Annotated in this window: 11 protein-coding genes and 1 rRNA gene; 3 read left to right on the top strand and 9 right to left on the bottom strand. The window is 38.2% G+C overall.

The annotated features are described in order from the left end of the window. Nucleotides 1-8: 8 nt before the first annotated feature. Genes glmM through HMPREF9455_RS00075 form a run of 3 tightly spaced genes read right to left on the bottom strand, consistent with a single transcriptional unit; the run spans nucleotide 9 to nucleotide 3,073 of the window. Nucleotides 9-1,394: a phosphoglucosamine mutase gene (glmM, locus tag HMPREF9455_RS00085; protein WP_006797512.1), complete on the bottom strand. Its 1,386-nt coding sequence runs from the start codon at nucleotides 1,392-1,394 to the stop codon at nucleotides 9-11. 8 nt (nucleotides 1,395-1,402) lie between these two features. After that, a complete protein-coding gene (gene bamK / locus HMPREF9455_RS00080) occupies nucleotides 1,403-2,014 on the bottom strand; it encodes a BamK family beta-barrel-assembly machinery protein (RefSeq protein WP_006797511.1) in 612 nt (203 codons plus the stop codon). A gap of 27 nt (nucleotides 2,015-2,041) precedes the next feature. Beyond that, nucleotides 2,042-3,073 carry a DHH family phosphoesterase gene (locus tag HMPREF9455_RS00075; RefSeq protein ID WP_006797510.1) on the bottom strand — a complete coding sequence of 344 codons (1,032 nt, stop codon included), beginning with the start codon at nucleotides 3,071-3,073 and terminating at the stop codon, nucleotides 2,042-2,044. A gap of 485 nt (nucleotides 3,074-3,558) precedes the next feature. Here HMPREF9455_RS00075 and HMPREF9455_RS00070 point away from each other — a divergent pair, with 485 nt between their 5' ends. Together HMPREF9455_RS00070 and HMPREF9455_RS00065 are read left to right on the top strand one after the other, a co-directional pair. Further along, nucleotides 3,559-4,266 carry a hypothetical protein gene (locus HMPREF9455_RS00070; protein WP_006797509.1) on the top strand — a complete coding sequence of 236 codons (708 nt, stop codon included), beginning with the start codon at nucleotides 3,559-3,561 and terminating at the stop codon, nucleotides 4,264-4,266. A 33-nt stretch (nucleotides 4,267-4,299) separates the two neighbouring features. After that, nucleotides 4,300-4,941: a thiamine diphosphokinase gene (locus HMPREF9455_RS00065; RefSeq protein WP_044215267.1), complete on the top strand. Its 642-nt coding sequence runs from the start codon at nucleotides 4,300-4,302 to the stop codon at nucleotides 4,939-4,941. A gap of 9 nt (nucleotides 4,942-4,950) precedes the next feature. Here the strand turns inward: HMPREF9455_RS00065 and HMPREF9455_RS00060 are convergent, their stop codons facing one another. The 3 genes from HMPREF9455_RS00060 to gyrB all read right to left on the bottom strand — a co-directional run bounded on the left by HMPREF9455_RS00060 (nucleotide 4,951) and on the right by gyrB (nucleotide 9,362). Then, on the bottom strand, nucleotides 4,951-5,379 hold the full coding sequence (locus HMPREF9455_RS00060; protein WP_006797507.1) for a SufE family protein: 429 nt from the start codon (nucleotides 5,377-5,379) through the stop codon (nucleotides 4,951-4,953). Between the two features lie 2 nt (nucleotides 5,380-5,381). Continuing rightward, nucleotides 5,382-6,371: a M28 family peptidase gene (locus tag HMPREF9455_RS00055; protein ID WP_006797506.1), complete on the bottom strand. Its 990-nt coding sequence runs from the start codon at nucleotides 6,369-6,371 to the stop codon at nucleotides 5,382-5,384. A gap of 1,035 nt (nucleotides 6,372-7,406) precedes the next feature. Then, nucleotides 7,407-9,362, bottom strand: coding sequence for a DNA topoisomerase (ATP-hydrolyzing) subunit B (gene gyrB / locus HMPREF9455_RS00050; protein ID WP_006797504.1), 1,956 nt, complete (start codon nucleotides 9,360-9,362; stop codon nucleotides 7,407-7,409). Nucleotides 9,363-9,582: 220 nt separating this feature from the next. Here gyrB and HMPREF9455_RS00045 point away from each other — a divergent pair, with 220 nt between their 5' ends. Then, entirely contained in the window at nucleotides 9,583-11,124 is a 1,542-nt protein-coding gene (locus tag HMPREF9455_RS00045) for a CotH kinase family protein (RefSeq protein ID WP_006797503.1), read from the top strand. Nucleotides 11,125-11,202: 78 nt separating this feature from the next. On the opposite strand, the gene HMPREF9455_RS00040 is transcribed toward HMPREF9455_RS00045, so the two are convergent. From HMPREF9455_RS00040 to rrf, 3 genes are all read right to left on the bottom strand, one after another. Continuing rightward, on the bottom strand, nucleotides 11,203-11,961 hold the full coding sequence (locus tag HMPREF9455_RS00040) for a glycosyltransferase family 2 protein (protein WP_006797502.1): 759 nt from the start codon (nucleotides 11,959-11,961) through the stop codon (nucleotides 11,203-11,205). Nucleotides 11,962-12,182: 221 nt separating this feature from the next. Next, nucleotides 12,183-13,292 carry a glycosyltransferase family 4 protein gene (locus HMPREF9455_RS00035; protein ID WP_006797501.1) on the bottom strand — a complete coding sequence of 370 codons (1,110 nt, stop codon included), beginning with the start codon at nucleotides 13,290-13,292 and terminating at the stop codon, nucleotides 12,183-12,185. 160 nt (nucleotides 13,293-13,452) lie between these two features. Continuing rightward, a 5S ribosomal RNA gene (rrf, locus tag HMPREF9455_RS00030) occupies nucleotides 13,453-13,561 on the bottom strand. Nucleotides 13,562-13,922 lie beyond the last annotated feature (361 nt).

Genomic DNA, 13,922 nt, shown 5'->3' with positions numbered 1-13,922 from the left:
AGCCTTATTTATTTTGCCAACTGCCTGATTACATTCATTATCTCGCCGCCTATTTCCTCTGCCTCTTTCATCGAATGCGCTTCGGAATATACACGGATAATAGGCTCGGTATTAGACTTACGAAGGTGTACCCATTTGTCAGGAAAATCTATTTTCACACCATCTATATCCGTTACATCATATTGACTGAATTTTTCTTTAACAGCCTTCAGTATACCATCCACATCGAGTCCGGGAGTCAGTTCTACTTTCTGTTTTGCTATATAGTACTGCGGATAGGACGAGCGTATCTCACTTACTTTCTTTTTTTCATGTGCCAGATGCGACAGGAACAAAGCGATACCCACCAGCGAATCGCGTCCGTAGTGGCTGGCCGGATAAATAACCCCGCCATTTCCTTCTCCGCCTATTACGGCATCGGTAGCTTTCATCTTGGTAGTCACATTCACTTCCCCTACTGCCGCAGGATTGTATTCACAACCATATTTACGGGTCACATCGCGCAATGCCCGACTCGAACTAAGGTTGGACACGGTATTGCCCGGAGTATGTTTCAATACATAGTCGGCTACTGCAACCAGCGTATATTCTTCACCGAACATTTCACCATTCTCGCAAATAATTGCCAGACGGTCTACATCGGGATCGACAACGAAACCGACATCCGACGATGTAGTTCTCATCATTATCGATATATCTTTCAAATGCTCCGGTAGTGGTTCCGGATTGTGCGGAAATTCACCGTTAGGAGTACAGTACAGTTCGTTTATTTTATTTACTCCCAATGCCTTTAACAGCTTAGGAATAACAATACCGCCAACAGAATTGACACAGTCGATAGAGACTTCAAAATCTGCGGCTTTAATGGCTTCCACATCGACCAAAGCAAGACCAAGAACAGCCTGTATATGTTTGTCTGTATAATCTTTTTCTTTTATACTGCCAATATGGTCGATATGCGCATAATGGAAATCTTCGCTTTCGGCTATACGAAGAACCTCTTCGCCTTCCTTAGCATTGAGAAACTCTCCATTTTCGTTGAGCAGTTTCAGCGCATTCCATTGTTTTGGATTATGACTAGCGGTAAGAATAATTCCTCCACAGGCATGTTCCATAGCTACAGCCAATTCGGTAGTAGGAGTCGTTGCCAAACCGATATTTACTACATCGAATCCCATGCCCATAAGCGTACCTACAACTATCTGCTCCATCATCTTACCCGAAATACGGGCGTCGCGACCAACAACAATAGTATTGGAACCATTCTTTACGTTTTCCCTTATAAAAGAAGCGTATGCTGATACAAATTTCACCGTATCGAGAGGATTGAGACCATCTCCGACTCTTCCGCCGATAGTTCCCCGTATTCCTGATATAGATTTTATTAAGGCCATCTTCCTATTTATTCTTTAGTGTCTTCGGTTTCATCCAATGTAAATTGGTATCTCAAACGTCCATAAAACATCGGAATATAATTTGCCTGCTGATAAGTAGACCCGTTTGCAAACGGAACAATCAAGCTAACTTCAGCTCCATTTCCTAATCCTTGTTCTAAGGGCAAAACACAAGCCTGAGACAGGAAGTAATACATCTGAAGTTGATAGGTAGTAGAGGTACCACTACCCATATATGTGGATGTATTTCCATAACGGAAAGTCATATATGTACCCTGAAAATTATTTGCTGCTATAGTATCATTCTCATTTAGTAAGTTAAGGATATTCTCATACCTGAGATACACATCTGTTTTACCTTTTACCGGCAGTTTGCTTTCATCACCCGGATCGATCACCCGGAAATAAACGCCGGTGTTCTCATCCAGATAATACTCATTATCAGCAAATTTATGATCGGTAGGATATGTTCCTCTGGTCGTAATCTTATTATCATTTATAAAGCGTTCGATACCCTTTTTTTCTTTTTTCAGTTTATCTGCGTATGTTTCTCCGCCACAAGCAGAAAAAATAATCGCTAAACCCATAAAAGTAAATATTGCGCCAATAATCTTTCTCATGTATTCTTATTCGTATTTAGTAATTACTCATTTCTTATTTAGTAAATCAGCATATTCCGGCAATGCTTTTTCAAATATAGCGATTGCTTCATCCATTGTCCCGTAGAACTCTCCTCCTGAGGCATTAAGATGGCCGCCGCCATTGTAACATTGAGCTGCAAACTTATTGCTAGGGAAGTCCTTCTGAGAACGAAACGAAATTTTTATCATTTCATTGTCTTCACGGATAAAAACAGAGAAAATAATTCCTTTAATATTTAAAGGCAGATTGGCAAAACCCTCTGTGTCGCCTTTTTTCACTTTATATCTTTTCTGTTCCTCATTTGTCAGCCATATCAAAGCCGAATTATATTCAGGATATATCTTCATCTTTTCGGACAGGGTAAAGCCCAGCATACGGTAACGGTCTTCTGAATAATTATGATATACATTCGAATATATCTGGTCTTTATTTATGCCTTTTTTCAGCAGTTCACCTATAATATAATAGATTTCGGCACTATTCGAATTATAGGTAAATGCACCCGTATCGGTCATCATTCCGGTATAGATCGCAGTAGCGCTTTCGTGGCTCATTACTTCAAAATCACCCATCCGGCAGATAAGACGAAAAATGAGTTCGCTGGTCGATGATATTTCCGGATACGAGATCATTACATCACAAAAATCAGTCGGTTCGGGATGATGGTCTATCAACACCTTTTTCCCTTTTGCCGCTTCTATAAAAGGCCCTAAATGATAAGAGCGTTTCGGCACATTAAAGTCGAGGCAGAATATAAGCTCAGCCTCAGCAATTAGTTTTTGTGCAAATTCAGGATATCTCTCATATTCGAGAATGTCCTTAGCACCGGGTATCCATTTCAGAAAATCGGGAAAAGAATTTGGAACAATTACATTCACATTGTTTCCCAAATCATTCAGATAATGATATAATCCCAAAGATGAGCCAATAGCATCACCATCAGGCGATACATGTGTCACAATCACTATTTTATCATACTTATTGAGTAACTCTTCTACCTCTGTTATTTTCTGACTGGCTATTATCTTTGAAATCATTCAGTTATACTTTTTCCTCTAACTCTGCATTATGCAGGCACAAAAATACTAAAAAAACAAACTAAACACACCTTTTTGAACCATATCGTTATAGGGAAAGTTCTGTTTTTGACATTCTTTAGATAATTTTGGTTGTAGATTGTTTGATAATGAAGCATCTAAATTTTATAAGACATTTTTAAACACTTTACATATCGGACACTAACCCGACTTCGTTTTATTTCGTCAGAATACTCATTTTGCAGCTTTAGGCAACAGTAATTCGAGTAATCTTTGATTCCGCGCAGAAGAAAAATTCAAGATTAAAAACTCAACTACTGGTCGACATTATTAATTAAGTCTTATTGCTTCTGTAACCTCTCAACCATACAGAGTTAAAATAGTATAAATAAAAAAGATATGTTTACTCTCGTTTTAAATAGTTAAAATCATTTTTTCGTATATTTGACGTGTAAACAAAACTACAAACACAAACATATTGAATTATGAAAACAACTATATTAAAACCGGCAATTTTCGCAGTTCTCATATTAATGGTTTTCACCGAAACAACGGCTCAATCGGCTTTCACCGAAATTTACCCCAATATTAAAGTGGCAATTAACAGCGAAAAATTAAATACAAATCAGTACAATTCCAAATTTAAAGGCTCTATCTTGGATTATACGGAAACCAAGACTGACGGAACACAAGTACAGGCAAAAGCGTACAGACGCAATTCCAATATCGAAATATTCGAAAAGCCTGCATACCCTGCCATCCATACCATTTATAAAGAGTTTTATCCCAATGGGAGTTTAAAGCAAAAAGGAGTATTATTGCCTCTACAGGTAAAAGTAGGTAAATGGATCGAATGTGATGCCCGCGGTAATTGCTCAATCATAGATTATGAAAGCGGGCGGGATGCTTTTGGATATAACGATGTATTAGAATATCTCGAATTTGAGGGCGTTTACAACAAAACCGACGGCAACATATGGAAATGTACCTTCTGGCACACTCCTGAAAGCAAAACATGGGGTGTAAGAGTCGATAAAGACGGACAGCAATACAAGATGTTTAACTTCGACAGCGCAGGACAAGAGGAAGTGAAAGAGTTTGACCTGTCCGGCAATTCAAACTCAGCAAAACCTGTCGGCTCATTCGAACAAAATGAGGAGACGGATGGATTAAAAAACCGAACTAATCGCTAACTTTGCTGTTCTATAGGCTATAGAACATTCAGAATGAAAAGATACAACATGCCGTATCCTTACGGGGAAACGAAAACAGTAATATTAGCAAACGGAGAATTCCCTGCCCACCCCGTTGCTTTGGCAATATTAAATAACAGTAAATACCTTGTTTGCTGCGACGGAGCTATTAATAATCTGGCTAAAACCAATTTGATACCGGATGCTATTGTTGGCGACTGCGATTCGCTATCGGAGGATAGCTTATCTAAATTTGCAGATATCATACACCGCATCTCTGAACAGGAAACAAATGATCTGACAAAAGCAGTACAATTCTGTATAAAACAAGGTAAACGCAATATTACCATTCTGGGAGCGACTGGTAAAAGAGAAGACCATACAATAGCAAATATCAGCCTGCTATGCGATTATATGAAAGATGCCGATGTGGAAATGGTTACGGATTATGGAGTATTTGTAGCTATTGATTCCGACTCAATATTCGAAAGTGAAGTAAAGCAACAAGTGTCACTTTTCTCTATTGACAAAATGCCTTTAACCTCCCATAACCTCGCATATCCAATAAATAATCATGTGTTTACAAATTGGTGGCAGGCAACACTGAATGAGTGTACAGACACTGAGTTTACAATAGAGACAAAAGGCCGGGCCGTGGTATACCGGGCATTTTGAAAGAAAATGTCATCCCATTTCCTTCGCCTTGTACGCCATGGCATAAAAACGAATCTGCTTTATCATCGAAACCAACCCATTGGAACGGGTAGGACTAAGATTTTCCTTCAAACCGATCTTTTCTATAAAATAAAGGTCGGTATTGATAATCTCATCAGGAGTTCTGTTCGATAAAACTTTAATAAGCAAGGCAATTATCCCTTTCACGATAACAGCATCACTCTCTGCTTTAAATACGACTTTGCCATCGACATAATCGGCCTGCAACCATACACGACTCTGGCATCCCACTATAAGATTATCTTCTGTCTTCGATTTATCATCCAGTTTATCAAGGGAGTTACCCAGTTCTATGAGGAGCGCATAACGATCCATCCAATCGTCGAACATGGAAAACTCTTCTATTATCTCGTCTTGTAATTCGTTTATTGTAGCCATTCTTATTTCTCCTTATAGATAACCTCTAGGACTGTCTGTCCGACAACTCCGAGTGTTTGCTTGCTGATGTTGCTCATATCATCTTTCTGAGTATGCCACGAATGGAAAAAACCGTGTTCCGTATTTGGTCTGTAATCGATAATATCTACACTTGGAATACGGCGCACCTCATTCACAGGTACATGGTCATCGGTAATACCCCCTATAGTATCACCTTTAAAAAAGGTTCCGAAGTTTAGCTGTCCGGCAGTACTCCAAATCTTTTCTACAATATTCTTTGCATAAATGCGTGAATATTCTTCTTTGTAGAAAGTAGCTCCATCGGCACCTACCATATCGAGTAAAATACCATATTTAGCCTTATAATTAGGTACATGCGGATTTTTAGCCCAGTATTGGGAGCCTAAGCACCATGTATTTCCTTCGATAACAGATTTCTCTGCAAACTCAGGTATACCGTAATCTTCCGCATCGAAGAAAATGATATCCACTCCTACTTCCGGAGATTGAGATTGAATGATACGGGCTATTTCGAGTAACACACCTACTCCACTGGCAGCATCGTTTGCGCCTAACACAGGTTTGTGATAATTATCCGGATTAGGGTCGTGGTCTGAATAAGGACGTGTATCCCAATGAGCAAAGAGCAATACCCTGGTCTTCTTATCCAGTCCGTAAGAACCTATTATATTACGGGAATTCAGTTTTGTTCCATCATATGCGGTCAGCACCATCTTTTGCTCCTGCACGTCTGCACCGAAACGCTTCAGTTCGCCCACAAGATAATCACCGCAGGCAATATGCTGAGGGGTATTAGGTACGCGGGGACCGAAAGCGACTTGCTTATCTACAAACTGATATGCACTATCGGCATTGAAATCGGGCGAAACTTTCTGGTATGCTTCCACTGCTTTTGACGCAGTTTTATTATTACATGCACAGGCTATCAGCGACAGCATAAGGCACACAGCGATAATATTCTTAAAGGTCATTTTATTTACAGTTAAAATATACAGGTGCAAAGATAAGAAATGATATGATATCCTTAAAGTCATTTTAATATTATCAAGGGTAAACGCACGAAATATGTGTTTTTATGCAGAAAGTTTATCTATGCTATTTTTAAGTGTACTAGTAGATAGTATAGTAGTTTACAAGAAAAGGGAGTTCTTTGAAATAATTAATTAGCAAATTTACCTCGTCTTCACTTCGGTGGACGTTGTTTGTAAGTTAGCATATTAGCAAATGTTTTTTTAGTTGAAAGTTGAAAGTGATAATAAAAAAATGTGTAAAAAGTCAGATTTGTCAAGTTTTGTACATAAGCTATTGGCTAACAGCTATCAGCTAATAGCTAAAAAAGTGTAACCTTTGTTACCTTTTATTTTTAACCACAGAGTAAACGGAGTAGCACAGAGTCTTTTTATTTACGGGATGCTTCGCTTCACTCAGCATCGACAAAGTTGGTTATAGTTTACTACTAATTGTACAGAGTGTTACAAGTGTTACCTTTTTAGCAGTTACGGGTTATTTACTGTTTACTGCTAACTGTTTACTGTAAATTCTGTCAGAAGTGTCAGGTTTTAACTAAATACAGTTAATAAACGTAAATAAAATGATAAGTGATGAGTTTTAAGTAGTGGGTAGTGAGTTCGTCGCTTCGCGACATTGGCACATCGGCGCGCAGACGTCCCGTCTGCATGTTGCGTAACAAACATTTTCGCCCTGTCAACAAGATACGGACTGGAAGTCCGCGCCAGCAGGGTGATTGGCATTATTCATTCTTAATTATTAATTGTTTTCTATGTTACTTTTTAACTATATATGATTAATGGATGTAAAAATGACAGTGCGGAAATAGTCCAAAAAATGTCAGATGTGTCAGGTTTTAACTATATACAGTCAATAAATGTAAATGAAATCAATGGCTAAAATCCTCGATTTCGTGCGTTTGCCCTAAATATTATCTGATTAAGGCTATTACAAAAAAAAGCCGCATTACTGCGGCTCATTCTTATCGTCAAAATCCCTTAGGCGTCAATCTTGGCATAAGTGGCATTTTCTTCTATAAACTCACGGCGAGGGGCAACATCTTCACCCATTAGCATGGAGAAAATATGATCAGCTTCGGCTGCATTCTCAATTGTCACCTGACGTAAGGTACGGTGTTCAGGGTTCATTGTTGTATCCCAAAGCTGGATAGCATTCATCTCTCCAAGACCTTTATAACGTTGTGTATGAATTGAGTTCTCGTCACCATCACCATATTTATCGATAAAGGCACGGCGTTGCCTGTCGTCCCAGCAGTATTCTTCCACTTTCCCTTTCTTACATAAGTAAAGCGGTGGAGTAGCAATATACACATAACCTTTCTCTAGCAAAGCTTTCATATGACGGAAGAAGAATGTAAGAATCAATGTAGCAATATGACTACCGTCCACGTCCGCATCGGTCATTATCACTACTTTATGATAACGCAATTTTTCCAGATTCAACTCCTTCGAATCTTCATCAGTACCGATAGAAACTCCAAGAGCAGTGTATATATTCTTTATCTCGTCACTCTCCAATACTTTGTGAGGCATCGCTTTCTCTACATTCAATATCTTACCCCGTAAAGGCAGGATAGCCTGAAATGCACGGTCACGACCTTGCTTTGCAGTTCCACCCGCAGAATCCCCTTCGACAAGGAATATCTCGCAATTGGAAGCATCTTTACTGGAACAGTCTGCCAACTTACCCGGAAGCCCTCCTCCTGTAAGCGGAGATTTACGTTGTACCATTTCACGGGCTTTACGTGCAGCAGCACGAGCCGTAGCGGCAAGTATAACTTTTTCAACTATGATCTTAGCTTCTTTCGGATGTTCTTCAAGAAAATGCCCTAAAGCTTCACCTACAGCCTGATCTACAGCTCCGATAACTTCATTGTTCCCAAGTTTTGTTTTGGTCTGTCCTTCAAATTGCGGCTCTGCCACTTTGATAGAAACTACAGCAGTAAGACCTTCACGGAAGTCGTCTCCACTGATTTCTATCTTGACTTTTTCCAACATCTTCATATCATCGGCATACTTCTTCAAAGTACGCGACAATGCACGACGAAAACCTGTAAGGTGAGTACCGCCTTCGATAGTATGAATGTTATTTACATAAGAATAGACATTTTCATTATAAGAAGTATTATAAGTCATCGCTACTTCTACAGGAACGCCTTGCTTCTCTGTCACAATGTGTATAACATCATCAATCAAGGCCTCTTTTGAAGCATCTATATAGCGCACAAATTCCTCTAATCCTCTTTCAGAATAGAATATATCGGTACGGAAAGTCCCGTCTTCTTTCTTCTGGCGAAGATCGGTCAACGAAAGACGAACTCCCGCATTCAGGAAAGCAAGCTCGCGAAGACGCGACGCCAGTGTATCATATTTATATTCGGTAACTGTGAATATCGTATCATCCGGTTTGAAAGTGATGGTTGTACCATTATCCTTTGTTTCACCTATTTTTTCTACCGCAGTTAATGGTTTGCCACAAGAATACTCTTGTACGTATATATTGCCCTGCTTATGGATCTCAGCACGCAGGTGTGTAGAAAGAGCATTCACACATGACACCCCTACCCCATGCAGTCCACCCGACACTTTGTAAGTTCCCTTGTCAAATTTACCTCCGGCATGCAATACGGTCAATACAACTTCCAGAGCCGATTTCTTCTCTTTCTCCATGATATCCACCGGGATACCACGTCCATTATCCTTTACAGAAATAGAATTATCTTCGTGAATAGTAACTTTTATATCGTCACAATAACCAGCCAGGGCCTCGTCAATAGAGTTATCAACAACTTCGTACACTAGATGATGCAAACCTTTTTCGCTGATATCACCAATGTACATCGCAGGTCTTTTCCTTACAGCCTCCAGACCCTCAAGCACCTGAATATTCTGCGCCGAGTAAGACTCGCCTGCCATTTTTTGTTTCTCTGTCATATTTATTTCTTGCTATTTTTAAGGTGAATAATCACCTAATGTTTTGCGTTCAAAAATCTAACAAATATACGAATTTTTATCGGGAAAAACAAGTAAATAGATAACCCTTTTATCACTCAAAATAGAAGATAAAATATCAATAAAACAAAAGGAAATCTTTGATTATCCAATTTTCTTATTTTCTTTGTAAAAGATAAATGCACCTAATATATCAATCTTCATGAAAAACAAAATTTTGCTCTTTACGTTCTTCATATTTTTGCTTTCCATAATCAGTTGTTCTGATAAGAATGACAACAAGGAAGATATCAAATATTTAAGTCTGTCTAAGAATGAATTGTCATTCAGCGCAGAAGGCGAGACACAGACTTTTTCGATAAAATCTAACACTGAATGGAAAATAATCGTAGAAGAAAATGATTGGATAACCATCAGCCCCTTAAGTGGAAAAGGGAATATGAACATCTCGGTAAAAGCATCTGAGAATACAATTGAGACCGTGCGTTCAATATCTTTATCAGTAAAAACCGCAGAAAGGTCTGAAACTGTAAAAATTAATCAGGAGGCTGCACCTCCTGTAATTCCCGATCCGGAAGGACACCATTACCCTCTTTTGACGATCACCACAGAGAATGGAAAGCCAATTACATCAAAGGAAGATTATATAAACGCCACTATTACTATTGAATCCCGGAATGAAAAAGGTGAAATCGTTGAAAAATTACTCGAAGCTACCACCGAGATAAGAGGCCGGGGAAACAGTACATGGGGAATGGAAAAGAAACCATACCGTCTTAAATTAAGCAAGTCCAGCGAAATACTAGGCATGCCCAAAAACAAACATTGGGTTTTATTAGCGAATTATTCTGATAAAACCTTGATGAGAAATGAGCTCGCTTTTGAAATCAGCCGTCGTATGGGATTTGCCTATACCCCACGTATGGAATATGTAGATGTCGTTCTCAACGGTGACTTCATTGGTAATTATATGATCGGAGAACATATAAGAATAGATAAGGACAGGGTGAATATCGCCGAAATGGGGCCATCTGATACAAATATCTCAGGTGGATACCTGCTGGAAATAGACGAGCGAAAAGGAGAACCTGTGTGGTTCGAAACCGAAGAAGCAAAAATGGTGTTTTGTGTAAACAGACCAGAGGACATCCCCGCTATTCAAAAGGAATATATCCGTGAGTATATTCAAAACATAGAAAATATTATCTACGGGAAAGATGGGATCAACACTGTTTCCGAACTACCAAAATACCTGGATATGAAATCCTTCATTGATTATCTTCTACTAAGTGAATTATCAAAAAATGTGGATAGTAATCTTCGCCTAAGTACTTTTGTGTATAAAGACAGGGATAATGATAAGTTATACTTTGGCCCTGTATGGGATTACGATATCGCTTTTGGAAATGTAAACTACGAAGGCTGCGAAATTACAACCGGCTGGTATGCACGGATTAAAGCTGCCTGGTATCAAGAATTCTTTAAGCATGCAGAATTTGATAAAATGGTGACAGACCGGTGGATCGAGTTGCGAAGTGACAAGCTCAGCAATCTGTATCCATTTATCGACGAATTAGCTGACAGGATGAAAGTATCCCAGTATAAAAACTTTAAGCGATGGCCGATATTAGATAAAGCTGTATGGCCGAATCCTTTTGTAACAGGTAGTTATCAAGGAGAAGTCAATTATTTGAAAGATTGGCTTACCAGAAGAATAAACTGGATGGATCAGACATTGAAATAAACTCCAACCTATATTAAATGAGGGTATTGCATCAATTGCAATACCCTCATTTGTTATATCTGCTACATTAAATTATAATTACCACCTCTTTGCCACCTTATTAATAAGCTTTTTCACCTTCAGAACAAACTTTAATTCTTTATATTTCTTATTATCAATAAATCCATATTTATGCTTTATCTCATAATAATCGGAATAAAAATCAAAGTATGAAGAGGATATACCGCCTAATCTAAAATTAGATATTACAACATCCACTTCTTCCAGACTCACACCTTGGCTTGCGCATCTGCAAATAAAATCATAATCAGCCAATACTTTTACAGATAAATCGAAAGCTCTGAATTTATCATAGACAGCCTTTGACACGAAGAAAGTTGAATGCGGCAATACGCTCTCAGAGATGAAAGCAGCACCACGTCGTTGTACATTAAATATCTTATCATCTTTCCAAACCCGTTCAATACCATATATCATGCAGTTAGATCGATTTACTTCTCCATCAGTAAACTTATCCCACATTACTTCCAAAGCATTATCTTCGTACCAGTCATCAGAATTTGTAATCCCCACAAGCTCTCCTTGCGCCAGAGCAATCCCCTTATTCATTGCATCGTAAACACCTTTATCCGGCTCGCTCAATATTCGCACACTTACCCCTTTCTGCTCAAAAGCAGGTATATAGCTTTTTATTTTCTCCACTGTATTGTCTTTGGAGACACCATCAACAATGATGTATTCGAAATCAGAAAATGTTTGCCTGAGTAAGGCTTCAATTGTTCCATGTATTGTATTTTCTGAATTGTAAGTAGGTGTTATAATAGAAATCTTTGGCATATCTTTTTATTTATGAATCCACAAAGATAGTGTGTTTTTTTTCAATATATCACTCAGATATCTCACACAACAATCTAACTGTTCATTTAAAACTTTGAAAACCTCACCTGCTAATAGTTACGAACAATCAAAGATATATATTACTTCGATATCTAAGTACTCAAGTTAAAATGAATATGACAATCATATGATTCAGATAACAAGCATAGTTCCAATCAATATCATGGAACGAAAAGCCCTTCAAAAAGAGATATCCATTTAGGCATTACATTCTCTTCTTTTAAAAACATTATATTTTCACGAGCCTGTTTTCCCATTTTTTGTCTTATAACTACATCATCCATCAACAAAGTCAGTCTTTCTTTAAATTTTTTTTCGTCACCCATTTCAACATAAAATCCATCTTCTCCGTCAATTATTACATCACGTGGTCCACATTTACAGGCAAAGCATACAGCAGGTACTCCACATACCATGGCCTCTAGTAATACCATAGGTAAGCCTTCATAACGAGATGGTAATGCAAAAATTGAACTATGAAGAAACTCTTTTGAAATATCCTTTACCGGTGGTCGTAATTCTACACGCCCCCCCAAATTCAAACTTTGTATTTTTGACTTAAGTTTTGCACCTTTCGCTCCTGTTCCATACAGAGTCAGAATCCAATCTGGATATAGAGATTCAATCTTATGCCATATATCAAATATTTGATCAAATCCTTTTTGATAAGTATATCGTCCGACAGCGATAATTCTTTTGGTTTTCAAATCCGAAGATTTCTCTGGAATAAAAGTCAATGGGTTCGGGATAACCTCTATATTCGGAATATTAGCTATAAGCCACGACTTTTTATCTTCGTTCGTTAAAACAACAAACTTATCATATCTTCTTACTATTTTGTTGAACTTAAAATAGTAAGCATTTAACAATATTCGCCCTAATTTACTATTTTCAAGCTTTGCCAATTTAAATTTTCGTCTATATTTTGAAAAATGAGTCTCCAATATCTTTTTACTGCCATCATTTACCTCATACAAATAATTCATTACGCGCATTCCTGTGGAAATCGCAATATCAGGTTTTACATCTTTCAGGTAAAGTGATAATCTATCAACAAAAAGTTTTTTGTATTTTACTCTAATTGAGGGTAGTGCTAAATTATAGAATTTGATCCTGGAATCAAATTCAAAAAAAGGCTCTTTTTCTTCATGGCAACAACTTACAATATGCACATCATAACCTATATTAACAAAGTAATTCGATTTTAGAGAAACAACTCTCTCTATGCCCGCCGAGTTTGTATAATCATGAACAATATAGACGATTTTCATAAGAATTATAAAATCAGAATGAAGGTATAAAGCTAACTATTTTTTCTACATAATTACTTATTTCTATGAAGATTATCTATTTTTCAAAGAGATCATTATCACTGTCCATACCCAAACAAAAAAAGTCCCTCACTACACTAGTGAAGGACTTCTCTTCTTAAAACGGCGGTAACCTACTCTCCCACTTGCGCAGTACCATCGGCACGACCGGGCTTAACTTCTCTGTTCGGAATGGGAAGAGGTGGAGCCCCGGTGTTATAACCACCTGAATGCTTTTTATAGTGGATAGTTGATAGTGGACAATGTTTTATATGTAACTGTCAACTTTCAACTGTCAACTATATTGACTGATGTAAAAGAGCGAGTATCGTTAACTTATATTCCTAATATAGCAAACCTCTGGTTTGTTGTTCGGTGCCAGTTTTCTACGGTGAGTCTACTGGCACCATTGAAAGCGTCCGGGCAATTAGTACTACTCGGCTATGACATTGCTGCCTTTACACCTGTAGCCTATCTAGGTCGTAGTCTACAACCACCCTTAATGGATATCTTATCTTGAAGTCGGCTTCGTACTTAGATGCTTTCAGCACTTATCCAATCCGGACTTAGCTACCCGGCGATGCTCCTGGC

The sequence above is a fragment of the Dysgonomonas gadei ATCC BAA-286 genome (genome assembly GCF_000213555.1).
Lineage (GTDB): Bacteria > Bacteroidota > Bacteroidia > Bacteroidales > Dysgonomonadaceae > Dysgonomonas > Dysgonomonas gadei.
The sequence above is the reverse complement of the archived record's forward strand: the minus strand, read 5'-3'. Positions and strand labels throughout refer to the sequence as shown.

Coding starts and splice junctions, on each gene's coding strand:
- glmM (WP_006797512.1), bottom strand. CDS start 1,394: ATGGCCTTAATAAAATCTATATCAGGAATACGGGGAACTATCGGCGGA.
- bamK (WP_006797511.1), bottom strand. CDS start 2,014: ATGAGAAAGATTATTGGCGCAATATTTACTTTTATGGGTTTAGCGATT.
- HMPREF9455_RS00075 (WP_006797510.1), bottom strand. CDS start 3,073: ATGATTTCAAAGATAATAGCCAGTCAGAAAATAACAGAGGTAGAAGAG.
- HMPREF9455_RS00070 (WP_006797509.1), top strand. CDS start 3,559: ATGAAAACAACTATATTAAAACCGGCAATTTTCGCAGTTCTCATATTA.
- HMPREF9455_RS00065 (WP_044215267.1), top strand. CDS start 4,300: ATGAAAAGATACAACATGCCGTATCCTTACGGGGAAACGAAAACAGTA.
- HMPREF9455_RS00060 (WP_006797507.1), bottom strand. CDS start 5,379: ATGGCTACAATAAACGAATTACAAGACGAGATAATAGAAGAGTTTTCC.
- HMPREF9455_RS00055 (WP_006797506.1), bottom strand. CDS start 6,371: ATGACCTTTAAGAATATTATCGCTGTGTGCCTTATGCTGTCGCTGATA.
- gyrB (WP_006797504.1), bottom strand. CDS start 9,362: ATGACAGAGAAACAAAAAATGGCAGGCGAGTCTTACTCGGCGCAGAAT.
- HMPREF9455_RS00045 (WP_006797503.1), top strand. CDS start 9,583: ATGAAAAACAAAATTTTGCTCTTTACGTTCTTCATATTTTTGCTTTCC.
- HMPREF9455_RS00040 (WP_006797502.1), bottom strand. CDS start 11,961: ATGCCAAAGATTTCTATTATAACACCTACTTACAATTCAGAAAATACA.
- HMPREF9455_RS00035 (WP_006797501.1), bottom strand. CDS start 13,292: ATGAAAATCGTCTATATTGTTCATGATTATACAAACTCGGCGGGCATA.